Consider the following 22329-nt stretch of genomic DNA (forward strand, 5'->3'; position numbering starts at 1 on the left):
ATGGATGTTGTATCGCAGGACAAGCAGATGATTGGCCATATTAGCGACGTGACGCTTAACGCTAGTTCGGGTGCTGTTTCAGAGTTTATTATCGACGATGGAAAAATTGCCTCGCGCTTAGTTGGACACATTAAAATTCCTTTTAGTGGTTATGAGTCGTGTGAAAAGGGACGTGTCGTCGTAAACACGCAAGGAATATCAACCGAACTTTCTAAAGGGTTGGCAGCTGACGCAGGTAAAAAATATGCCGAAGCAAAATACGCAGGTAAAAAGCTTGCCCAACGAGTTAATAACAAAATTGATGAGGTAAGCAGCTCGCAAGAATATACCAATGCGGCAAAAAGTGTAGGCCGTCAGATTAAAAAGAGCCGCTCGATGTTCGGCGACTTCTTAGATGAATACAAAAAAGCCAGTAAATAATGTATAGAAAAGTGGTTGTATACAAATAAAACACGTTTTTGCGCAGTTACTACTGGTGTCCGCAATTTTTTTAAAGTGAGCATATATGAATACAGATAATTTTTTAACGTCACCATTGCCAGAGGGTAAACCCTTGGCGGCGCGCGATCAAACGCACGCGCAAGCCATTTCGCAAAAATCCAATAGCGTACACGCGCGTTCGTATGGAAGATCTGCCTTTGAGGCGCGCCCCTGTACGCTTGAGCGCCAAGTTATGAAGTATGCCGATGGTTCGTGCCTTATTACCTGCGGAGATACGCGCGTGCTTTGTAGTGCAACGGTCGAAGACACGATTCCTGCTTGGCGAAAATTATCTCACCTGGGATGGGTGAGCGCAGAATATGCTATGTTGCCCGCTTCGGCAAAACGAAGAACACCGCGCGAATACAAGGGGAGAAAAGGCCGTTCGATGGAGATTGAGCGTTTGATTGGTAGAAGTCTTCGCTCGGTTGTTGATTTTTCTAAGTTAGGCGAGCACACCATAACTATTGATTGCGACGTGCTGCAGGCAGATGGCGGTACACGCACTGCGTCAATTGTGGGCGCGTGGGTGGCCTTGCACGACGCGTGCCGTAAGATGGTTGAAGCCGACAAGATTTCGCGTTGTCCACTTACGGGGCAAGTTGCTGCAATTTCAATGGGCATTGTGCATGGGGAACTGCTGGTTGACCTTGATTATCCCGAAGATAGCAATGCAGATGTTGATCTCAACGTTGTTATGCGCGACGACGGTGGACTTGTTGAAATTCAAGGTACTGGTGAGCGTGCAACTCTTTCGCGCCACGATCTTAACGCACTGCTTGATGCAAGTGAACCTGCGCTTACTAAGTTATTTGCACTGCAAAAATCGGTTACCAATTTTTAAGCGCTTGTGCTGATTTTTAGCGAGCTCACTGCCGGGTTAATTCTTTGTTAGGATAAGATATATCCTTGTGAATTTGTTGCAAAGGAGCTTGTATGGCAAGCGTTGTTGACTTTGATCCAAAATCTACCATTGTTGTTGCAACGGGCAATGCCCATAAAGTTATCGAGATCGAAGCAATCCTTAAGCATGTCCTTCCGCAGTTTTCTTTTGTGGCGCTTCACGACTTGGGCTCTTTTGATGATCCTGTTGAAGACGGCGCTACTTTTTATGATAACGCGGTTATTAAAGCACGTCATGCCCTTGATGCGGTTGGCTGTATGTATGCGCTTGCCGATGATTCTGGCATATGTGTAGATGCTCTGTCAGGTGCACCTGGTATTTATTCTGCGCGTTATGCGGGCGAGCACGGCAACGATAAAGCTAATAATAAAAAATTATTGGAAGCCTTAAAAGATGTAGACGATGCTCATAGACGCGCGCATTTTCACTGTTCTATTGTGCTCATAAAGCGCGAATGCGACTCTTCGGTTGAACAAATTTTTAGAGGCGAAGGCAATTGCTTGGGCTATATTGCTCATGAAGAAATTGGCGCGCAAGGTTTTGGATATGATCCGCTCTTTTTACCCGATGCAACTCAGGAAACGCATAGATCTATGGCGCAACTTTCTGCCGACGAGAAAAACGCAATTTCTCATCGTCGTCGTGCGCTCGAAGATTTGGCGCTTAAGCTCCAATAGCCCGTGTTGGCTGGTTCGTGCTTTTTGCAATTGTAGTGCGAGCGTTCTGCAATCACGCTGTGCTTTGCAATCAAAGCGCACGTGTGTTTATGGAAATCTTCACAGCTCAAGTGCCTTTCGTTCGCAACTGGTATTAAATAAAATACCAGTTAAAAAGGATTTTCTGTATAATTTAATACCAGTTACTCATTGTTGTTAAATTTTTTACCTACTTGCGCGACAATAAAAATATACAAGGCGTTTTGCTGAGCCTTTGGCGCTCGCGATCTTTGCTGTTAAAACCTTTGTTGCTTGTCAGATTTGCGCGTTGGTTATGGAGGACCTCATGAAGATTATTCGTACGCTCAATTACAATGATATGAGCCGTAAAGCTGCTAATGTTATTTCCGCCCAGGTCATTCTTAAACCTAATTGTGTTTTAGGCTTGGCAACGGGCACCACTCCTATAGGCACCTATAATCAGCTAGCACAGTGGTACAAAAAGGACGACATCGATTTTTCGCGCGTTTCTACGTACAACTTGGATGAATATCGTGGTCTTTCTCACAGTGATGTGCAAAGTTATCACTATTTTATGCGTAAGAATTTCTTTGACCACATAAACATTGATATTAATAACACGCATGTTCCCGACGGCTCTAATTTAGACGCCGAAAGCGCCTGCCGCTCTTATGACGAGCTGGTCAAGAAGGCAGGCTATCCCGATTTACAGTTGTTGGGTATTGGTCGTAATGGTCACATTGGTTTTAATGAGCCCGACGATCATTTTTCGTGTGGTACGCATTGTGTAGACCTTACCGAAAGTACCATTAACGCAAACAGCCGTTTGTTTGAGCATAAGGAAGATGTTCCTCGTCAAGCATATACAATGGGTATCCAAACCATTATGTATGCTCGTATGATTTTGATTATTGCAAGCGGCGAAGATAAAGCCGATGCTGTGTATAACATGTGCTATGGTGCTATCAATCCAAATTGTCCTGCCTCTATTTTACAGTTGCACAATAATTGCGTGGTAATTGCCGATGAGGCCGCGCTAAGTAAGTGTCCGCGCACTATCTAAGCAGCAACGTTAATACAGGCTCTATGTAGTAATACTACGGTTTTTTTGCGTAAATGCACAAACTGGAATATAATACTAGTTTGCGCTGTGTCGCTATGTACGAGTTTGCACTGTGATTACAAGCAAAAAGAACCTGATGTAGTGATTGGGTTCTTTGAGCTTTGTGTATTCCCATTATCTGGTACTTATTTAGGCACGCGCAACACCTAATGTTAGCGTGTGTATGTTTTCTTAACGCAAGTTTGTTACGGCGACTCTTTAAGACAACAGCACATCCAAAGCGCTACCTGTATTGAGTGGAGGCATGTATGGATAGTTTAACACCTTCTAGTCTACGTGTTGAGGATATTCGCGAAAAATTAAAAACACTTGAACAGCAGCGCATTAAAGTTCGAGCTAATATGGGTAGATCGCGTGTGGTCGATCGTATGGGCATGCTGGTAGGAGTTCATCCGTCACTGTTTGTAGTAGAAACCGAAGAGCGTCGTGGTCGCGTTGAGCGCCAATCGTTTCAATATGTTGATGTACTCACGGGTGCGGTTGAGCTTTTTGACGCCGATACGGGAGAGCGCCTGTTTGACTGCGTTGTAGAAGAATTTTAGGCGCTGTAATCGTTTTGTATGAATAATTCGGTTACTTGCGGCGCATCGTATCAAGACGCTGCGCCTGCTTACGCAAAAATCAATCTTCACTTAGGAATATATCCGCATAACGTTGGTGAAAGTGGTTATCATCGCGCCGACTCGGTTATGGCTGCACTTGAGCTGGCGGATACGGTAACTCTGAGCTATAACGAGCATGCTCAACAAAATGCGGTTGTCATGGATGCAGGGCCCGATGTTGCCATGAAGGATAATACGGCGTTTCGCGCGCTTGAAGCTATGTGCCAAACATTTCATAAACAGCCAGCATATACCGTAACTATACAAAAACATATTCCAGCGCAAGCTGGTTTGGGCGGCTCAAGTTCAGACGCAGCAACCACTATAAAGTTGCTGTGCAAATTTTGGGGGATAGATGCCCTTGACGCGCGCGTGGTGCGCGTGGCGCAATCTATTGGTGCAGATGTTGCCTTCTTTTTACACCCTATTCCTGCGTACTTAAATGGTGTTGGAGCAACACTGCAAGAATCTTTTGAACATGTGCCCTCAATTCCCTGCGTTATTGTTCGTCCTCAGGCAGGAGTGAGTACTCCTGTTGCATATCGCCTTTTTGATGAATATGTTCAGGCCGAGGCGGAGGCAAAGTCGAGGGCGGAGCTAGAGCCGTGGTTAGAGCTTAAGACAAGGTTACAGCCAGTATTAAGCCAAGAGTTACGCCCAGAATTAAATCCAGAGGCAGGAATACAATCGTTTATGCCTCAATCGCCCGATAGGATTATTCAGGCTTTGCGTGCGGGCGATGTTTTGACACTTAACGATCTTTTGTATAATAACTTAGCTGAGGTCGTTATCCAACACGTCGCGGATATTCGCGAAGTTTTGGCGTGGTTGCGCACGCAGCAAGGCATTTCTCATCCTTGCGTGACGGGTTCGGGAAGTGCGGTTTTTGCCTTTGCTCAAAGTTCTGCTATTTGTGATGAAATTGCTCAAAAGGCTTCCAAAATGCGGAATTGGTGGGTATATTCTACTAAGACACTTGGATTAAATCGCGTTTTTTGATACAGTAAGCACGCGTGTACAGCTGTTTAGCGTGCTGTATCATGCGTTTTGTTTTGTCGGGTTGTGGCTCAGCTTGGTAGAGCGCTCGGTTCGGGACCGAGAGGTCGCTGGTTCGAATCCAGTCAACCCGACCATTTTTTCTCCCCGTAAGATAATAGGTGCATGTGCGGTAGTGAGCGCCGCTTTTGGCATTAAGCGTAAAAAGCAAGCTCGTAAAAATACCAAGTAATTGTTAACTTGTGCGTTTATGGGCGAGTAAAAGCTATAAACAACTTATATGGTTTTATGTGCCCCCTTACACAAATCATCTTGTAAGGGGGCACAGTTTTTGCGGTTTTTCTGCATATATCAAGCTTATTTAAGGTGTGACAACCTATCGCTCAAAGCCTGATATTCATCCGAATCTCTATCAGTATTTAAGTTCTCTAGAGTCTTGGTGCATAAATCAAGCTCTTCCTTATCTTTTGTTTTTTCTACATGAGCAACCATGGCTTCATAAACGGCATAGGTACTTTGGACAAGTGGATGTGACGCATCGAGACTTTCCTTTTCTTCAGCTTTTGCTAACAATTTACTTTTATCTTGCGCCATTTCAGGCAATAATGAGCCCATTGTTTTTTGCAAATCTGTCTTATTGGTTGAAAAGCCCATTTGTAATAATTCAGGAACTACACCCAGTGTAGAGCTTACATAATTATTACCGTTGAAGCTGTTTGGATTCTTTTCTTTATTCGTAACAGGTGAATTAATCTTATTAGTTAGAAAGACCACTACAAGATTTTGTTCGGGATTAATCATGGTTAGTGTTCCTGTCCAACCTTGATGACCTATGGTATTCGAGCTGGACTGCGTGCCAAAATACCATGCACGGCTATTGCTTGCTTCTCGCCACCAACCTAAACCCCACCTTGCACTTGCAGCGTCTTCTTTTTTGGGTGCGGTAAATGTATCAATGGTGTCTTGTGAGAAGAATTTATGAGTATCCCAACCACCTGTGAGCATTACATTTGCTAGTTTTGCTAAATCAGTTGCGTTTGCAAATAAGCCTGCATGACCGCTTATACCACCCATAGCGTAAAATGCTTTTTCATCATGAACTTGACCTTGCAATGTTTTGGTGCGCACGCCGCTAAATTTAATAGCTCCATCACGCGTATTTCCATTGAGCTCGGTTGCTGCACAATCATCGGGTGAAAATCCGTGTTCAAGAGGATTATATGTTATGTGCGTGAGATCCATTGGTTTCCAAAAAATTGTTGAGAGAAAATCATTTAGGTTTTGACCAGTTGTTTTTTCTACGATAAGCCCTAACAGCATGTAGTCAACATCTGAATAAACGGTTTTTGTTCCTGGTTTATACATGAGCGGTGTTTTGCAAATGGATTCAAGGGTCTTTTGTTTTGTCTCAGACGTTCCGTCAGAACCAGAGTAGAGTACGTTAGTGACGGCTGGATTTGGTTTCTGTTCGCTTTGGTCAAAAGCATCATTGTGATATTGAGGATCTGCAGGAAAACCGGCTTGGTGTCTTAAAATATCGCGAACCGTAAGTTCTTGTTTCCACTTCTTGTTATCCTCTAAGCTTGGATTTTCACCTTTTTTGTAGGTGATGTTGATTGTATCATCGGCAAACTTTTGTCCTATGATATCAACAATTTTTGAATCAAGGTTAAACTTATCGTGTGTTACTAAGTATTGAATTGCATAATTTACTGCATACATTTTGGTGTTAGACGCTAAGTCATAAAGCGTGTCATTGGTAACATCTGGTGCTGTTGTGTTTGCTGTGCCATCTTGGTTGTATGAGTCTGTTTTTCCCCATGCGTTTTGATAAATGAGTTTTCCGTCTTTAATTACTGCCATTTGAGCAGAAGTAAACCCATGGTTAATATCAGATGTAACTATGTCGGATATAGTATCAAAAACAGATGGTTCAATTCCCACGTCTTCTGGTGCATAACCTGTGAGAACGGTAGGATAGGGTATGTGTACTTTAACGGTGCTATTTTTATCATTAGGGGATATTCCAGTTATTTGTAAGGTATTTATTCCGTCGATCGTTTTATCTGAAATATCAATTTTGTTGGTTTCGCCAGCTTTTATATCGTCTGTACTTATTTTTTTATTGTTTACAAAAAGTTCAAAATGCGCAATATCCTCAGAAGGCTCTACGTATATTACTCCTTGATCTTTGAAACCTTTAAAAGAATACATGCTGTTAAGCGCAAGTGTGTCATCTACTGATTTTTGCCAATCAGGAAACGTAATGTCGGCTTGCCATGTTCCTTGTGGTAGTTCTTCTTGAGTGACATTTGCCTGTTTTGCTTGTTGTGTTTGAGAGACTGGAGCATTCAAAGAACAGCCACAAATGCCTAGACCAATCGTTGCAATGAACATTGTTGATAAAGAAACATAGTGCATGGTATTCATACATATCCTCCTTTGATATGAAATGAAAAATGTGTTAAGTCCTCCCGCGGATGACCGAGAGGACTTTTACATATTGGACATGTCGCTATGTACAATTTTCATTATATGAAGAACAACATGGCTCGCAACAAAAATGCGAGCTTGTGAAAAAGAGTTTCAGAGTCTGAAATGACCGCTTTCAACCAGCCTACAGCCCAGCTCCCAATCAGTTTCCAACCCAAACGGTGTAAAACAGCCCTTCTAGGCAACGATAGAGTCTCCTTGATTTACTGAGCCACTCTTTTTGAAGCTGATGGTCTGCTGTTGTGCGTCGGTAATAATAGTCATAATACTCATATTATACGTTTGGGAAAGTTTCTTAACATCAACTTCTACCATTGGTTTTCCTGCTTTGACTGTATCGCCTTGGTGCACGTCCAAAACGCGCAAACCCTCACCATGAGCTTCAACCGTATTGATACCTATATGAACAAGTATCTCAACTCCATCGGGGCGCGTAATGCCAAAAGCATGCCCCGTTGGGAATAAAGCAGATATGCTCCCATCGGAAGGCGAGCACACCGTAATAGTGTCTTCACGAGGGACGATGGCACATGTTTCGCCTAGCATTTTCTGTGCAAAAACAGGATCGGGAAGCGTGGTGGCGTCAATGAGGTTGCCCGAACAGCAGGCAATAATATCGGTGTTCGTGCTATCAGAAACGCTGTCATGTGTTACATCTGGTGTTGCTTGTGCGCCTGCGCGCTCATTACAAGATGATGCTTCAGGTGAGTACTCCAACGGATTTTTGCACGAGCTGGTTTTAATCAAATGTTTAAACACATTAAACATGGTGCTCTCCCTCCCTTTCGTTCTTTGGTATGTGTTTGACAATACGTGTTTTACTTAAATAGGTAAAGTTTTTCTCGTAATCGCTTACCGCAAATGCCGTATATAAGATATCAATAATGTTGAGCTGCGAAATTCTGCTACTCATTGCAGCGCTTCTAAAAAGAGATTCATTACTGGTGGTATAGAGCAAAACATCGGCCAGTTTTGAAATGGGTGACTCGATACAACGTGTTATCGCAATAATAGGAGTATTATTGTGCTTTAATATTTCGGCGCATGTTAGTGTTTCTGCTGTTTGTCCTGAATATGAAATTACTATTCCTACGTCTCGAGAGGTGCTATTACGCGCTGTTATAAGCTGAAGGTGCCAGTCATCGTTAATTAAACAAGTTTTATTTACGCGCAAAAATTTGAGATTAGCATCCTTGGCTGCAATAAGAGAAGCACCAAGTCCAAACAACAAAATGCGGTCGCACGCTTGTAAAAGCTTAACGGCTTTTTCAATAGTTTCTGGATCAATTAAACGCAGCGCATCATACAGAGAGTGAATATTTTTGAGCGTAATTTTTTTGATAATGCTTTCGGGCGTATCGTTTTGTTTGATGTCTTTGGTATCAAGAGGAAGAATAAGCTTTTCGGTTGCAAGTTCTCGAGTAAGTTCGGTCTTAAATTCTTTAAATCCCTCAAAGCCAATAGACTTACACATTCTAACCACTGCAGCCGGAGATACAAATGAGCGTGCAGCAAGTGCCTTTACCGACAAGCGATTACTTTCATGAGGGCATTGCAACACGTATCGAGCCACAGCTTTTTCTGCAGGGTTTAGGAATCCAATATTTTCTCGTAAACGAATTATAATATTTTTCATAGGATATTACCTGCGCTTTCTTATAATCGTAATCGTATCACGCCTTATTGGTGCTGTACAATTTAAAGTCCGAAAAATCATAAGTTGAAATAAAGTTTCACGCTTGCGCGCAAATCTTGAAATAAAGTGAAGTCTTAATACACTTAAAGCAAGGAAGGCGTGCGGTGCTATTTATGAGCGCAATACTTATTACGCACAATCATTTATTACGCCAAGTACGTCAGCACATAATTTTTTGAAAGGATGCATGACGTGGACATACAGTTAGACACTATGACAACCGAAACGCGTAATCCTCGGACAATGGAACTTGATCAAATGAGTGCCTTGCAGATCGCGTCCATTATGAACGAAGAAGATGCGCGCGTTCCTCAGGCAATTCGTCCTGAACTTAAAAAAATCGCTTTAGTTGCGCAACGTGGTGCTACGGCCATAAGTTCACATCATCGCATTTTTTACATGGGAGCAGGAACAAGCGGAAGGCTTGGTGTGTTGGATGCAGCTGAGTGTCCTCCAACATTTGGTGTTACAAAAGATGTCGTTATCGGCCTTATCGCAGGTGGGGAATCGGCTCTTATCGATGCGGTAGAAGGCGCCGAAGATTCACGAGAGTTGGGTGCTTTAGATCTTAAAAATCGCAATCTTACCTCGGACGATATAGTTGTTGGTCTTGCGGCAAGCGGACGTACTCCCTACGTTATTGGCGGTCTTACGTACGCTCGCCAACAGGGATGTTTTACAGCTTCAATTACCTGCAACAAAGATTGTGAAATTTCGCGTCTTGTTGATGTTGCAATTGAGGCAGTTGTAGGGCCAGAAGTTCTTACAGGCTCAACGCGTCTAAAATCGGGAACTGCTCAAAAGCTTGTGCTCAATATGATTTCTACCACAGCTATGATTTTATCTGGAAAAGCATATCAAAACCTTATGGTAGATGTTTTACAAAGTAACGAAAAACTTAAAGTTAGAGCCAATCACATTGTTACCGAAGCTACTGGTGTTGATAGCCAGACCGCTGCTCGCGTTCTTCAAGAAGCACAAGGCAGCTGTAAGTTGGCGATCGTGATGATTTTGGGTTCATTTACACGCGCGCAAGCAGAAGAAAAGCTTTCACGTGCGCATGGACATGTTCGAGAAGCTCTTGCGCAAGCATAGCTTGATCAGTTGCAAACGCTTATGCATACCTACTATAGAGTGTTTGCAATATTGGGTGATAAGGGTATTAAAGAGTGTAAAGCTCACGAAAGGGAGGCTGCCATGACCAATGAGGAACTGGTACAAAATGTATTAGTGCATTTGGGAGGTAAAGAAAATGTACGTTTGGCAACAAACTGTCAGACGCGTTTACGTGTTGAAGTTGCAGATGATGCCAAAATAGATGAGGATGCACTTAAAAATGTTGAAGGCGTGCTTGGCATTGTTCACGACCGCACAAATTATATTGAGATTGTGGTTGGACCTGGTAAATGCCGTAAATGCGCTGATGTCTGTGCTGCTATGGGTATTGCAACTTCGGAAGAAGGCTTATCTTGTGATAACGACTGGAAAGCCAACAAAAAAGCTGTTAAGTCGCAGCAAAGTGACTCTCGCATAAGATTGATCCTTAAAACTTTTGGCGAAATTTTTGTTCCTCTTATTCCGGGTGTTATTGCCGCTGGTTTGTGTGCTGGTCTTTCGTCTCTTATTCAGCAGCTTAACCCTGGATGGAAATCGGACATGTTCTTTTCGGTGTTGATTCCATTCTTAGGACTTATTAACACGTCATTTTTGGCTTTTCTAACAGCATGGGTAGGCTATCGTGCTGCTGAAAAATTTGGAGGAACTCCAATTTTAGGTGGTATGCTGGGTATGATTACTGGTCTTCCAGCAATTAACGACATCTCTGCTGTTGTTGGTTTGTTTAATAAGGCTCAGCCGTTGGATGCCATTTTGCGCTCTGGTCGCGGTGGTGTATTGGCTGCTGTTTTGGGCGTATTTCTGCTTGTTAAAATCGAAAAGGCTATTCGCGCTAAAATGCCCGATTCTTTGGATATCGTATTTACTCCAGTTTTAACGCTGATTGTTACCTTGATCCCTTATATTTTTGTTGTTATGCCTTTATGCGGATTTATTTCTTCGGGTATTTGCATGGGATTACAACAACTTTGCATGAGCTCGTCAATTGTTGTACGCATTATTGCTGGTTATATTTCAACTGCCCTGTTCCTTCCTTTGGTTGCTATGGGTATGCATCACGGTCTCGTTGCCATTTACTCTATTCAGCTTGAACAATTTGGCTATGTTACTTTGTATCCTGCGCTTGCTATGGCTGGTGCTGGTCAGGTTGGTGCCGCAATTGCAATTTATCTTAAAGCAAAGCGCGGTGGCAATAAACGTATCTGCAACGTAATTAAAGGTGCTTTACCTGCTGGTTTCTTAGGAATTGGCGAGCCTTTAATCTATGGCGTTACCTTACCTATGGGTCGTCCTTTCATTTCTGCAGGTCTTGGTGCAGGTTTTGGTGGCGCGCTTGTTATGGCTTTGGGCGTTGCGGCCACAACTTGGGGTCCTTCTGGCTTGCTTGCGTTGTTTGTTATGACCGCGGGTGAAGGTGGTGCCATTGCTTCGGTCTTAACTTATGGTGCTGGTTTGGTTGTTTCTTATATCATGGGATTTGTAATTACAAATATTATGGTAAAGAATGAGGAAGCCGCAAATGCATAAAAATCCACTTGGATGTGCGATTTCTTTAACCGAATATAATAAAACCAAAAAACTGCCTGCCGCTCTTTGTGCGGCAGGTGGTGTTTGTGTATTTATCTCACTCCATATAGAAGAAGAATTTTGCTCATCGTATACGCAGCAAGTTAAAGATTTATGCGCTTTGCTCTGTTCAAAACACGCGCGCATTCTTGCAGATGTTTCCCCAAAAACGCTTGAAATTTTTAAGATGAGCTCTTTTCTTGAGTTAAAGCAAACACTGGGCTTGTGGGCCTTGCGTATCGACGATGGGTTAACTCCACAAGAAATTGCCGATTTGGCCAAAACGATGCCTATCGTTGTAAATGCTTCTACCATATGCCCTGATGACGCGCAATTGATTGTGCAATCTGCTCAAACTTCGTCAAATCCTTTGGTATATGCAATGCACAATTTTTATCCGCGTCCGCTAACTGGCTTGGATAGTGCGTTTTTTAATGAGTGCAATGACACCTTAAAACGTTTGGGTATGCATATTATGGCGTTTATCCCAGCGGATAAAGTTAAGCGCATTCCGCTTCGAGAAGGCTTGCCCACGCTTGAGCATCAGCGTACGCTTTCGCCGTATGTGTCTTTTGCTCAAATGAATATACGCTATGCGGTTGACGAGGTTTTTTGCGCTGATCCCGAAATCTCTTCTCATGAACAAGCGCTGATAGATACCTTTATACAACAAGATATGCTTGTGATACCAGCTAAGCTTCGCTCAGGTTATGAATATTTGTATCGTAAGATTTTTACCTGCAGAAAGGATAGTCCTTCCTGGCTTGTGCGTTTTGAAGAATCGCGCCGGTATGCCTCGGATCAATCAAATGGTTTGCACTGTATTGAGCCCCTTTGTACAACTTTTCGCAAGCGTGGTTGTATCACGATGGATAACAAACATTTTATGCGCTATCAGGGTGAAATTGAACTTTTGCGTAACGATTTTCCAGCTGATGCGCGCGTGAATGTTATTGGGCGCGTAGACGAGCATTATGTAGAGCTTATTGATCTTATTGGGCGAGGAACACGCTTTATGCTTGTGCCTGCGCAATAGTTTGTTTGTTGCTCGTTATACAAGCCTTCCACTCTCAACATGATAGATCTTATCTGCGCAGTTAAGCGTAGACGTTCTGTGCGAAATAAGTACAACTGTTCGTTTTCTTTTAATTTGATTAATACTTCTAAGGATGTGTGCTTCATTAAGCGCGTCCAAATTGCTGGTAGGTTCGTCAAGCAGCAACATTGAGCCTTGATGTAAGAATGCACGGGCAACACCTATGCGTTGACGCTGCCCACCTGATAGTGAGCTTGAGCCTTGGGTTAATACCGTTTCATATCCGTGAGGCAAGCTCATAATAAAATCGTGCAATGAAGCTTGTTTACAAGCATGAACAATTTCATCAAAGCTTGCTGTTGGACGCGCAAGTCTAATGTTGTCTTTTATACTTTCACGAAAAAGATACGTATCTTGCTCAACAAGCGCCTGTCCAGAACGTAAGCTTGTTGTTGTAATATCTTGGATGGGCGCTTGGGAAATAGTGATAATACCTTTTGATACATCCCAAAATCGCATTAAAAGCCTGCATAATGTTGATTTTCCCGAGCCACTTGCTCCTGTTATGCCCACAATGGATCCCTGTGGTATATCGCAGGATATGTCCTCTAAAACCGGATTTTGATGCTCGCTCGTGTGCGTATACGAAAAACTCACATGTTCAGCGGCTGCATTGTCGCACGAAACACAAGATCCATTTACAACCTGGTGCACTAAGGGCGCCTCGTCCAGCAACGACAACACACGTTCTCCAGCGGCAAGAGTGCCTTGTAATGTTGAACCAAGCTTCGCCAATGCGAGCACGGGTCCAAAAGAAGAAAATAACATGCCTGTGGCAATTATGCCGTCAAGGGGCAGAATGATTTCATGAGTTACCAGTGCGTATGTTAAGGCAAGTTGAGACAAACTACACAACATAACTACTGCATGAGCCAATGATGTGCCACACCCCGTTTGAGCAGCTGTAATCTTTTGAACTTGGAGGAGCTCATGTGATTTTTGTATCATGTGCTCTTTTCTAACGTCCCTGGCTAAAAACTGACGTGCAACACGAACTCCCTGTATATTTTCGAGCACGCAGTTGCTTAATGTGGCAGTTTTTGAACGAAGCTGCTTTCCAAGGCTGCCCATGCGTCTGTATGTCCACAGAGGTAACAAAATACCAGTTACGGCGTAGGAAATTAACGCAACCAATCCACAAAGGGGATGAATACAAGCTAAAAGTATGGTCATGATTGTGCTCACGATAAGAGCAATGAAAATCGGAGATATGGTGTGCGCGTAGAACACCTCAAGCAACTCAACGTCAGAGGTAATAAGTGAAATAAGATTGCCAGCATCAGAAGAACTTAATTTAGCAGGAGTAAGCTCTCTCATTTTGCCAAAAACTTTGTCACGAATATCGGCAAGCAGCTTAAAAGCTATGTAGTGGTTACAAAGTTGTTCAAGATAACGCAGTGCTCCGCGCATGAGTGCAAGGCCTATAAGTATGGCAATAATTAACGCAAGCGATGTCTGCGTCGAGTACACCCCAAAGCTAGAGCTTGGAAGGTGAAGCGCCATCCCCAAACCAATAAGGGCGCCTACAGGGATAAAAATAGCGCACAAAAATCCAAGAATACCGCATACGGTTGCTGCTGCAACCACGCCTATAAATGAATGTATAAGCTTTAACATGGCAGGTATGCATGAAAGTGCTGTGCGTTTGCGCTGGTGTATAGGCGATGGATTTGTTGTATGTTGTTGCACGCTCATTATGCCAGCTCTCCTTGTCGAATTTGTTCAAGTTTTTGTTGAGTTTTCCACATTGTTTGATATGCCAAGCAATGAGCCAACAATTCAGTATGAGTACCTTTTCCTACCAGTTTGCCTTTATCTAGTACATAAATGCAGTCAGCAGGTACAACATTTACCAATCGATGCGAAATAACCAACACGCCCTTGGTAGTTGCAAGTTCTTGTATAGCGTGATTGAGGTGTTCTTCTGATTCAACATCTATGCTGTTGGTTGCTTCATCAAAAATGTAGTATGCGCTGTTATGCAAAAGTGCACGTGCAAAGCACAAACGCTGCTTTTGACCACCAGAAAGATTGGCCCCTTGCGTTTCTACATGCATTTCAAGTCCGCCGTGTGATTGGACAAAATCAGCAATGCGCGCCTGTTTGAGCACATGCCAGAGCAGCTCGTCAGAGGCACTTCTATCTGCTAACAACAACATTTCTCGTATCGTGCCGCTAAATATATAATTCTCCGCCGAGACGGTGGTTATTGCGCGCGATAAAGCGTTTGTGTTTATATCATTGATAGAACGGCCATTGAGCATGATGCTGCCGGAAAAATGAGGGTATGCACCTGCAATAAGATGTGCGATAGTTGATTTTCCGCTTCCACTTGCACCAACAAAGGCGCTCATTCCATGAGTTGGAAGCGTAAACGATACATCATGTAAAACGTTTACAGGTGCTTCATTGTTGGCATTGTTCTGCAAAGGGTATGCAAAACTTACGTGATCAAATGTAATGGTGCATGCGCCATTCATAGGTGATTTTTGCGCAAACACAGGTAAATCGTGTATTCCGCGCTTTGTTTCGGGCGTATTCAAAAACGTAAATATTTTGTTGCTTGCACTCATACCGTTCATGGCAATATGAAAATATGAGCCCAGCGTGCGCATGGGTATAAAGAACTCTGCAGATAATAGGACGATAAGCAAAAATCCAAATACGTCAAGCGACCCGTTTAAAAGTTGGAAAAATGCCACGCTCATGCCAGCGACAGCTCCTCCAAATGCTGCCACATCCATCACCATAATTGAATTCAGCTGCATTTTAAGCAGGCGCATGGTTGCACGCCGAAAATCCTGCGCTTGTTCGTTCATGGTTTCATGACGTGCTTTGTCGGCATTGTATATTTTAAGCGTTACTAAACCTTGTAAATTTTCGAGAAAAACATCGCCTAAATTTGTATAGGATTTCCAGTATGCGCCCATAACGCGTTTTGCAATTGATTGAATAACCATAATAATTGCAGGTATAAGAGGCACAAATACTAAAAGCGCGGCTGCTGCAACTATGTTTACAAACGCCAGTACCACAAATAACGTAAGAGGTGCTAAACATGCATACACAAGTTGCGGCAAAAATTTGCCAAAATATATCTCTAGTTGCTCAGTTCCTTCTACGGTAGTTTGTATCAGTTCTGCTGTTGAAATATTTTGTGCTGACGCTACGTCTAAGCGAGCAAGTTTTTCATAAATCTTTGATCTTAAGACAAGCTTAATGTCGCGAGCCGCGTTAAATGAATAAAGCTCTGTTGCGTATGATGAAGCACATTTTAATATGATCGCCACCGCGCAAACACCTAAGCAAGCATATACAGCGATGCTTGTGTGCGCAAGCATAGCTGCTAGGACGTATGCTAGTGTGGCCGAAAAGCAGATGGTAGCAATAAGACCCATATATTGTGCTGCTACCGTTTTTGCAATTTCTTTTTTTGCTTGTGGAACTAATGCTAAAAGTCGTTTGTCTACCATGATTTTCTCGCTTTACGGTGTGGCGTACTTGAGCTGGCCTGCGGTTTTATTTTAAGAGTTCACAAAAGCTCCGTGCGATTTGTGCCTATCGCTATTGTACAAAATATTGCAAGAGCGCGTATGTGTAGATTTATTGTTATAGATATCCTAACTATTAACTGTATGTTTCATGCATTCTAAACGTACGTAAAACTCGTTATATTGTGAATGTAGGACATGAGTCGGGCGCGCTTTCGCCTCGTTGTGTGCATAAGCGCACGTAGGTATCATGTTTTACAGAGCTATACCTTTTATAAAGCGTTTCATTTGGTACGTTCAGAAAGGAAGTTCTGGTATGTCGGATGTACGTGTTTTGTCTCGCGACAAAACTAAAGCATCGTTTGTTTCGGCAACTAACGCAGGCGCGCAGCCTTGCGTTGCGGTGGTTATGGGCAGTAAGTCCGATTGGGAAACCATGAAGTTAAGTTGCCAAATTCTGGAAGATTTTAATATCCCTTATTCCAAGCAAGTAATTTCTGCACATCGCATGCCGCTTGAAATGCGTGAATTTGCAGTTGCAGCCCGCAAAAATGGAATTAAGGTTATTATTGCAGGCGCTGGAGGAAGCGCACATTTACCAGGGATGATTGCAGCTCAAACAACACTTCCTGTTTTGGGCGTTCCTGTGCAAACTCATGCACTCCACGGCATGGATTCATTGCTGTCAATTGTGCAAATGCCAGCAGGGATTCCGGTTGCAACGCTTGCAATTGGCGCGGCTGGTGCAAAAAATGCAGGACTTCTTGCTGCGCAAATTCTTTCAATTACAGATCATCAACTTGCAGAAAAGCTCGCTGCCTATAGGCACGAGCTTAATTTATCTGCGCGTGAAATGAGTGAGAATCTTGACTAACACAATAGATACAGTCTCATCGCCTGCTAAACAAATTCTTCCTGGTCAAACCATTGGAATCATAGGCGGCGGTCAACTTGGTCAAATGCTTGCTCAATCTGCAAAAGAAATGGGCTATCGCGTAGGTATTCTTGATCCGCTAAAAAATTGCTCTGCAGCTCAGGTAAGCGATTTTCACTATCAAAATGAGTATAGCGATGTGGAAGCACTACGTTCATTTGCCCAAGCATGTGATGTTATTACCTATGAGTTTGAAAATGTTGACACTGGTGTGCTTGACACCTTGCAACACGAGGGAGCACTCTATCTGCCTCAGGGAACAAAACTGCTACGCGCAAGCCAGAACCGCCTCGATGAGAGGCGTTTTTTGTTGGACGCGCATACCATAGTTGCTCCTCATGCGCGTGTTGCTACTCCGCAAGATTTGAAGGAGGGGATTGAGCGCTTGGGCATGCCGTGTGTCCTTAAAACATCTCGTTTTGGATATGACGGTAAAGGTCAGGTAGTCATTAGATCGAAAGATGATATAGACGCAGCTCATAAGCTTATTGAGCAACAGGTATGTTTGTTAGAAGCGTGGATTGATTTTGTGTGCGAAATTTCGGTTATGGTGTGTGGCGATACATTTGGCACCATGGCACTTTTTGAGCCGTCCGAGAATATTCATAAACACAATATTCTGCATGCCTCTGTGGTACCAGCGCGTATTTCAGAACCTATTCGCGAGCGTGCACGTGCTGAAGCGCTCAAAATTGCCCATGCAGCGCATCTTGTTGGTGATTTAGGCGTTGAGATGTTTGTATTACACGATGGCTCCATCATGATAAACGAACTTGCACCCAGGCCGCATAATTCTGGTCATTACACCATTGAAGCCTGCGATTTTTCGCAATTTGATCTACACATACGAGCCATCTGTGGCATGCATATAGCCCAGCCACATCTGCTTTCACCTGCTGTTATGATGAACGTTCTTGGTCAGCACGTTGAAGGCACCTATAACAGTATGAATGAGCACGCTAACTGGCATTATCACCTGTATGGCAAGGGCGAGGCTCGTTATGCACGCAAAATGGGGCACGTTACCGCATTGTGCAAAGACACTACGCTACAGCTTAAAGCGTTCGATGAATGCGGTATTTGGACAAAAGATAATGTGTAGCCATAGGTTACTGCTGGTAAAGATGGTACATGTAGATGGTTAGTAGGTAAGACAAAACGTACAGCGAGAAAGGATTGTACATGCAAAAGGGGAAACTATCTTATGTGGGAAAAGCAAAAGATATGTACGAAACCGATGACCCTCGTCTGCTTTGGATGGTCTATAAAGATCAGGCAACTGCAGGTGATGGTGCTAAAAAAGAGCAAATAGCTGGTAAGGGTGAGCTCAATCAAAAAATTACGCGTCTTATTTTTGCATATTTGTCTGATCACGGCATTAAAACCCATCTCAAAGAGATTATTTCCGATACAGAAGAGCTTGTTGAAAAACTTGATATGTTTGAGCTTGAAGTTGTGTTAAGAAACCTCGCAGCTGGAAGCATCGTTCGACGTCTTGGTATTGAAAAAGGCACCGAGTTTAAGGGCGGCATGATTGAGTTTTACTATAAATCTGACGACTTACATGACCCGCTGTTAACAGACGATAATTTGATGTTTATGCACTTGGCGACCCCTGCTCAGCTGCAAGAAATTAAACGTCTTACCCTAGAAGTGAATACACTGCTCTCAGAACTTTTTAAGCGTGCTGGTTTAATATTGGTTGATTTTAAGCTCGAATTTGGTACAAATGCCGATGGAGAAGTTGTATTAGGAGATGAGTTTTCTCCCGATAACTGCAGACTTTGGGATGTACACACGCACGAGAGCTTTGATAAAGATATTTTTAGAAATTCCAACGAAGATATGATTCCCTTCTATAAAGCAGTTTACGAGCGTCTTTGTTCTGCTTTGTCTTAAACCCAACTAAGAGATAGGTTGTTTGATGTATAACGTAGAAATTTATGTAAGTTATAAAGAGTCCATTTTAGATCCTCAAGGTCAGGCAATTAAAAAGGCTGTACATCAGATGAATTATGTTTCGGTAGAAAGCGTGCGTCAGGGAAAATATTTTGAGATGACACTTGACGATACCGAAGAACATCCAGTGAATGTTGTTGAAGAAATTGCCGACAAATTGCTTGCAAACGTTAACACCGAAAGCTTTGTGTATACCATTTGGCATCGTGACAGCGCAACTGGAGAAACAACGTTAATTGCTGATACAAAATGCACGCAAAACAATTTCTCAGCTGCGGATACACACTAAAGGAGCGGGTATGAAATTTGCCGTTATTCAATTTTTAGGGTCTAACTGCGATATGGATATGCTTTGCGCGCTCCGTGATATTTTGGGCGAAGAAGCACAATACGTACCTGCTTCACAAACTTCACTTGAAGGATTTGATGCGGTTATGTTGCCGGGAGGTTTTTCGTACGGCGACTATCTACGAAGCGGCGCAATTGCTCGTTTTGCACCCATCATGTCAGAAGTTAAGCGCTTTGTTGAAGAAGGAAAACTTGTTTTAGGAACTTGCAACGGTTTTCAGATTCTTGTTGAGGCAGGCTTTTTGCCTGGTGCATTTTTGCGCAACACTAACTTACATTTTGTTTGTAAGTGGCAAAAATTAAGAGTGGTCAACAATACAAGTGCATTTTCCTCGGCATTTAAGAAGGATCAAATTATCACGCTTCCCATTGCTCATGGTGAGGGTAATTATTATTGCGACGAGCAAACGCTTGCATCTATGCGCGCTCACAATCAAATAATTTTTACCTACGAAGGCGAAAATCCTAATGGCTCCGTTGCAAATATAGCAGGTATCACCAATGAGCGTGGCAACGTAATTGGCATGATGCCTCACCCCGAGCGTGCTGTTGAGGAGCTTTTAGGCGGCAAAGACGGTCTTTGTGTATTTAAATCAATGGTTGCAGCATTTAAGAAAGACGAGGTACATGCATGAGTTCCTATGGTAAAGAGCCTACGTGTGAAGAAATTCGTCAAACAAAAATATATAAAGATTGGGCGATGTCCGAAGAAGAATACGATCATGCGTGCAAGATTTTAGGTAGATTACCTAATTATACGGAATGCGGTTTATTTGCCGTTATGTGGAGCGAACACTGTTCATATAAGAATACAAAACCAGTATTGCGTAAGTTTCCCACAAAAGGCCCTCGTGTAATTCAAGGACCAGGTGAAGGTGCAGGTGTTGTTGACATTGGTGATGGATTGGCTGTGGTATTTAAGGCCGAGAGTCACAATCACCCGTCTGCAGTTGAGCCTTATGAAGGAGCAGCTACTGGCGTAGGCGGTATTTTGCGCGATATTTTTAGTATGGGTGCGCGCCCCATTGCCGTTTTGGATTCGCTTAGGTTTTCCTCGCTTGATAACGCTCGTACGGAATATTTGTTCAAAGAAATTATTCATGGTATTTCGGGGTATGGCAATTGTATTGGTATACCAACCGTTGGCGGCGAAATTGCTTTTGATGAATCATATCAGGGAAATCCGCTGGTTAACGTTATGTGCGTTGGTCTGATGAAAACGTGCGACTTAAAGCTTGGTCGTGCAGCTGGAGCTGGAAATTCTATCATTTATGTAGGCGCAAAAACTGGTCGTGACGGAATTCACGGTGCAACGTTTGCAAGTGAGGAATTTGATACCACTAAAAAGTCTAAGCGTTCTGCTGTTCAAGTAGGAGATCCTTTTATGGAAAAGCTCCTTTTGGAAGCGTGCTTAGATATCATTACAACTTGTCCTGATGAGTTGGTAGGAATTCAAGACATGGGCGCAGCCGGCCTTGTTTCTTCTAGTTCGGAAATGGCTTCAAAAGCGCATATGGGCATGGAACTCAATCTCGATTTTGTTCCTCAGCGTGAAACATATATGACACCATACGAAATGATGCTCTCCGAATCGCAGGAACGCATGCTTTTATGTGTTGCAAAAGGCCATGAAGATAAAATTATTCAGATTTGTAAAAAGTACAGCTTGGATGCGGTAAAAATTGGTGAAGTTTGCGAAGGACACCAATATAAGCTGTATCACAAGGGCAAGCTGGTTGCTGATATTCCTGTTGATGCATTAAGTGAAGATGCACCCGTATATGAAAATGAGTCGCGTGAGCCTCAGCGTATTGCGCAGGCGCTCCAAGAGCAGTATACGCCTTGCTTTACCGATGCAATTCAGACGCTTAAGAATCTGTTGGCGACTCCTACCATTGCTTCTAAAAAGCGTGTATACGAAACCTACGATACCATGGTGCGTACGTCTACGGTTGTGGGGCCAGGCTCATCAGCTGCGGTTATTCGTGTTCGTGGGACTAATAAAGCACTTGCCGCTACCACCGATTGTAACGCGCGCTATATCTATCTTGATCCTTTTGTGGGAGGTCAAATTGCTGTTTGCGAAGCTGCGCGCAATTTAGTGGCAACGGGTGCTCAACCTTTGGCAATTACAGATTGTCTAAACTTTGGAAATCCAAAAGACCCCGAGATATTCTACGAAATTAAAGAAAGCGCACGTGGCATTGGTGATGCTTGCTCTGCTCTTAAAACGCCTGTTGTTTCGGGAAATGTATCGCTTAATAACGAGACAAATGGCCACGCTATTATGCCAACTCCTATGATTGGTATGGTGGGCTTGATCGAAGATTTATCGCATATTACTTCTTCTCATTTCAAAACAGCTGGTGATGTAATTTATACGCTTGGCGCAACGCACGCCGACTTTAACGGATCTGAGCTGCAAAATCTTGAGTGCGGACGTGTAAGCGGAAAGCTTTTTGCCTTTGATCTTGAGGCGGAAATGCACAATCAAGAGCTCATTTTGCATGCAATTAAAGATGGCTTTGTTTCCGCATGTACCGACGTGAGCGAAGGTGGACTGGCAGTTGCTTTAAGCGAGTGCTGCTTTGAGCATGGCGTTGGAGCTACGGTTGCGCTTGATATGCATACGCCGTGCATATTTGCCGAAACACAATCGCGTTTTGTTTTAAGCGTTCCTGCAGATAAGCGCTCTGTCTTTGAGCAGGCTTATGGAGCTCAATTTAAGCAGGTAGGCTATGTAACCGAAGAAGCAGAGCTACGTATTACAACATTGGATGAGCAGTTGAGTGTTTGCATAGACGAGCTTAAGTGCTGCTGGGAAACAACTATTTCGCGTCACATGTAG

At 43.2% G+C, this 22329-nt stretch carries 19 protein-coding genes, 1 tRNA gene and 1 pseudogene; 16 read left to right on the plus strand and 5 right to left on the minus strand.

What is annotated here, in order from left to right:
- The 7 genes and pseudogenes from AC5GD6_RS01700 to AC5GD6_RS01730 all read left to right on the plus strand — a co-directional run.
- Nucleotides 1–420 (plus strand): annotated as a pseudogene (locus AC5GD6_RS01700) (PRC-barrel domain-containing protein); the annotation flags it as partial.
- Between the two features lie 85 nt (nucleotides 421–505).
- A complete protein-coding gene (gene rph, locus AC5GD6_RS01705; protein WP_491846099.1) occupies nucleotides 506–1324 on the plus strand; it encodes a ribonuclease PH in 819 nt (272 codons plus the stop codon).
- Between the two features lie 92 nt (nucleotides 1325–1416).
- A complete protein-coding gene (rdgB, locus tag AC5GD6_RS01710; RefSeq protein WP_416437160.1) occupies nucleotides 1417–2061 on the plus strand; it encodes an RdgB/HAM1 family non-canonical purine NTP pyrophosphatase in 645 nt (214 codons plus the stop codon).
- A 325-nt stretch (nucleotides 2062–2386) separates the two neighbouring features.
- Nucleotides 2387–3124 carry a glucosamine-6-phosphate deaminase gene (gene nagB / locus AC5GD6_RS01715; protein WP_061103130.1) on the plus strand — a complete coding sequence of 246 codons (738 nt, stop codon included), beginning with the start codon at nucleotides 2387–2389 and terminating at the stop codon, nucleotides 3122–3124.
- A gap of 308 nt (nucleotides 3125–3432) precedes the next feature.
- Nucleotides 3433–3726 carry a Veg family protein gene (locus AC5GD6_RS01720; protein WP_006303335.1) on the plus strand — a complete coding sequence of 98 codons (294 nt, stop codon included), beginning with the start codon at nucleotides 3433–3435 and terminating at the stop codon, nucleotides 3724–3726.
- An 18-nt stretch (nucleotides 3727–3744) separates the two neighbouring features.
- The gene (locus AC5GD6_RS01725) at nucleotides 3745–4785 is read left to right on the plus strand and encodes a 4-(cytidine 5'-diphospho)-2-C-methyl-D-erythritol kinase (protein ID WP_491846100.1); all 1041 of its coding nucleotides are present in this window, start codon (nucleotides 3745–3747) and stop codon (nucleotides 4783–4785) included.
- A gap of 57 nt (nucleotides 4786–4842) precedes the next feature.
- Nucleotides 4843–4919, plus strand: a tRNA-Pro gene (locus AC5GD6_RS01730).
- A gap of 220 nt (nucleotides 4920–5139) precedes the next feature.
- Here AC5GD6_RS01730 and pbp4b read toward each other — a convergent pair.
- The 3 genes from pbp4b to AC5GD6_RS01745 form a co-directional block, all read right to left on the minus strand.
- Entirely contained in the window at nucleotides 5140–7212 is a 2073-nt protein-coding gene (gene pbp4b / locus AC5GD6_RS01735; RefSeq protein WP_276790966.1) for a penicillin binding protein PBP4B, read from the minus strand.
- Nucleotides 7213–7452: 240 nt separating this feature from the next.
- On the minus strand, nucleotides 7453–8043 hold the full coding sequence (locus tag AC5GD6_RS01740) for a PTS sugar transporter subunit IIA (RefSeq protein ID WP_276790967.1): 591 nt from the start codon (nucleotides 8041–8043) through the stop codon (nucleotides 7453–7455).
- Nucleotides 8036–8911, minus strand: coding sequence for a MurR/RpiR family transcriptional regulator (locus tag AC5GD6_RS01745; RefSeq protein ID WP_061103092.1), 876 nt, complete (start codon nucleotides 8909–8911; stop codon nucleotides 8036–8038). The genes AC5GD6_RS01740 and AC5GD6_RS01745 overlap by 8 nt, the downstream gene beginning before the upstream one ends.
- Nucleotides 8912–9154: 243 nt before the next feature.
- On the opposite strand from AC5GD6_RS01745, the gene murQ reads away from it, so the two are divergent.
- The 3 genes from murQ to AC5GD6_RS01760 all read left to right on the plus strand — a co-directional run bounded on the left by murQ (nucleotide 9155) and on the right by AC5GD6_RS01760 (nucleotide 12689).
- A complete protein-coding gene (murQ, locus tag AC5GD6_RS01750) occupies nucleotides 9155–10066 on the plus strand; it encodes an N-acetylmuramic acid 6-phosphate etherase (protein ID WP_276790969.1) in 912 nt (303 codons plus the stop codon).
- A 102-nt stretch (nucleotides 10067–10168) separates the two neighbouring features.
- Complete coding sequence (locus tag AC5GD6_RS01755; protein WP_491846101.1) at nucleotides 10169–11614, plus strand: PTS transporter subunit EIIC; 1446 nt, start codon at nucleotides 10169–10171, stop codon at nucleotides 11612–11614.
- Entirely contained in the window at nucleotides 11607–12689 is a 1083-nt protein-coding gene (locus AC5GD6_RS01760) for a MupG family TIM beta-alpha barrel fold protein (protein WP_491846102.1), read from the plus strand. The genes AC5GD6_RS01755 and AC5GD6_RS01760 overlap by 8 nt, the downstream gene beginning before the upstream one ends.
- A 15-nt stretch (nucleotides 12690–12704) precedes the next feature.
- Here the strand turns inward: AC5GD6_RS01760 and AC5GD6_RS01765 are convergent, their stop codons facing one another.
- The gene (locus AC5GD6_RS01765) at nucleotides 12705–14444 is read right to left on the minus strand and encodes an amino acid ABC transporter ATP-binding/permease protein (protein WP_491846103.1); all 1740 of its coding nucleotides are present in this window, start codon (nucleotides 14442–14444) and stop codon (nucleotides 12705–12707) included.
- Entirely contained in the window at nucleotides 14444–16222 is a 1779-nt protein-coding gene (locus AC5GD6_RS01770) for an ABC transporter ATP-binding protein/permease (RefSeq protein ID WP_491846104.1), read from the minus strand. The genes AC5GD6_RS01765 and AC5GD6_RS01770 overlap by 1 nt, the downstream gene beginning before the upstream one ends.
- A 334-nt stretch (nucleotides 16223–16556) precedes the next feature.
- Here AC5GD6_RS01770 and purE point away from each other — a divergent pair, with 334 nt between their 5' ends.
- From purE to purL, 6 genes are all read left to right on the plus strand, one after another.
- A complete protein-coding gene (gene purE / locus AC5GD6_RS01775) occupies nucleotides 16557–17114 on the plus strand; it encodes a 5-(carboxyamino)imidazole ribonucleotide mutase (protein ID WP_201775011.1) in 558 nt (185 codons plus the stop codon).
- Entirely contained in the window at nucleotides 17098–18276 is a 1179-nt protein-coding gene (gene purK, locus AC5GD6_RS01780) for a 5-(carboxyamino)imidazole ribonucleotide synthase (RefSeq protein WP_311438957.1), read from the plus strand. The genes purE and purK overlap by 17 nt, the downstream gene beginning before the upstream one ends.
- Nucleotides 18277–18356: 80 nt before the next feature.
- On the plus strand, nucleotides 18357–19073 hold the full coding sequence (purC, locus tag AC5GD6_RS01785; RefSeq protein WP_491846105.1) for a phosphoribosylaminoimidazolesuccinocarboxamide synthase: 717 nt from the start codon (nucleotides 18357–18359) through the stop codon (nucleotides 19071–19073).
- Nucleotides 19074–19098: 25 nt separating this feature from the next.
- Nucleotides 19099–19422, plus strand: a complete 324-nt coding sequence (purS, locus tag AC5GD6_RS01790; protein WP_491846106.1) for a phosphoribosylformylglycinamidine synthase subunit PurS — start codon at nucleotides 19099–19101, stop codon at nucleotides 19420–19422.
- A 10-nt stretch (nucleotides 19423–19432) separates the two neighbouring features.
- Nucleotides 19433–20116, plus strand: a complete 684-nt coding sequence (gene purQ, locus AC5GD6_RS01795; RefSeq protein ID WP_311444167.1) for a phosphoribosylformylglycinamidine synthase subunit PurQ — start codon at nucleotides 19433–19435, stop codon at nucleotides 20114–20116.
- A complete protein-coding gene (purL, locus tag AC5GD6_RS01800) occupies nucleotides 20113–22329 on the plus strand; it encodes a phosphoribosylformylglycinamidine synthase subunit PurL (RefSeq protein WP_491846107.1) in 2217 nt (738 codons plus the stop codon). Before purQ ends, purL begins: the two co-directional genes overlap by 4 nt.

Source organism: Fannyhessea sp., from assembly GCF_986145555.1.

What these genes read in the sequence shown, in the direction of transcription:
- purC (WP_491846105.1), top strand. Translation starts at nt 18,357, where the DNA reads ATGCAAAAGGGGAAACTATCTTATGTGGGAAAAGCAAAAGATATGTAC.
- AC5GD6_RS01745 (WP_061103092.1), bottom strand. Translation starts at nt 8,911, where the DNA reads ATGAAAAATATTATAATTCGTTTACGAGAAAATATTGGATTCCTAAAC.
- AC5GD6_RS01770 (WP_491846104.1), bottom strand. Translation starts at nt 16,222, where the DNA reads ATGGTAGACAAACGACTTTTAGCATTAGTTCCACAAGCAAAAAAAGAA.
- purQ (WP_311444167.1), top strand. Translation starts at nt 19,433, where the DNA reads ATGAAATTTGCCGTTATTCAATTTTTAGGGTCTAACTGCGATATGGAT.
- AC5GD6_RS01725 (WP_491846100.1), top strand. Translation starts at nt 3,745, where the DNA reads ATGAATAATTCGGTTACTTGCGGCGCATCGTATCAAGACGCTGCGCCT.
- AC5GD6_RS01720 (WP_006303335.1), top strand. Translation starts at nt 3,433, where the DNA reads ATGGATAGTTTAACACCTTCTAGTCTACGTGTTGAGGATATTCGCGAA.
- pbp4b (WP_276790966.1), bottom strand. Translation starts at nt 7,212, where the DNA reads ATGAATACCATGCACTATGTTTCTTTATCAACAATGTTCATTGCAACG.
- purL (WP_491846107.1), top strand. Translation starts at nt 20,113, where the DNA reads ATGAGTTCCTATGGTAAAGAGCCTACGTGTGAAGAAATTCGTCAAACA.
- AC5GD6_RS01760 (WP_491846102.1), top strand. Translation starts at nt 11,607, where the DNA reads ATGCATAAAAATCCACTTGGATGTGCGATTTCTTTAACCGAATATAAT.
- AC5GD6_RS01755 (WP_491846101.1), top strand. Translation starts at nt 10,169, where the DNA reads ATGACCAATGAGGAACTGGTACAAAATGTATTAGTGCATTTGGGAGGT.
- murQ (WP_276790969.1), top strand. Translation starts at nt 9,155, where the DNA reads ATGCATGACGTGGACATACAGTTAGACACTATGACAACCGAAACGCGT.
- rph (WP_491846099.1), top strand. Translation starts at nt 506, where the DNA reads ATGAATACAGATAATTTTTTAACGTCACCATTGCCAGAGGGTAAACCC.
- AC5GD6_RS01740 (WP_276790967.1), bottom strand. Translation starts at nt 8,043, where the DNA reads ATGTTTAATGTGTTTAAACATTTGATTAAAACCAGCTCGTGCAAAAAT.
- nagB (WP_061103130.1), top strand. Translation starts at nt 2,387, where the DNA reads ATGAAGATTATTCGTACGCTCAATTACAATGATATGAGCCGTAAAGCT.
- purE (WP_201775011.1), top strand. Translation starts at nt 16,557, where the DNA reads ATGTCGGATGTACGTGTTTTGTCTCGCGACAAAACTAAAGCATCGTTT.
- rdgB (WP_416437160.1), top strand. Translation starts at nt 1,417, where the DNA reads ATGGCAAGCGTTGTTGACTTTGATCCAAAATCTACCATTGTTGTTGCA.
- purS (WP_491846106.1), top strand. Translation starts at nt 19,099, where the DNA reads ATGTATAACGTAGAAATTTATGTAAGTTATAAAGAGTCCATTTTAGAT.
- AC5GD6_RS01765 (WP_491846103.1), bottom strand. Translation starts at nt 14,444, where the DNA reads ATGAGCGTGCAACAACATACAACAAATCCATCGCCTATACACCAGCGC.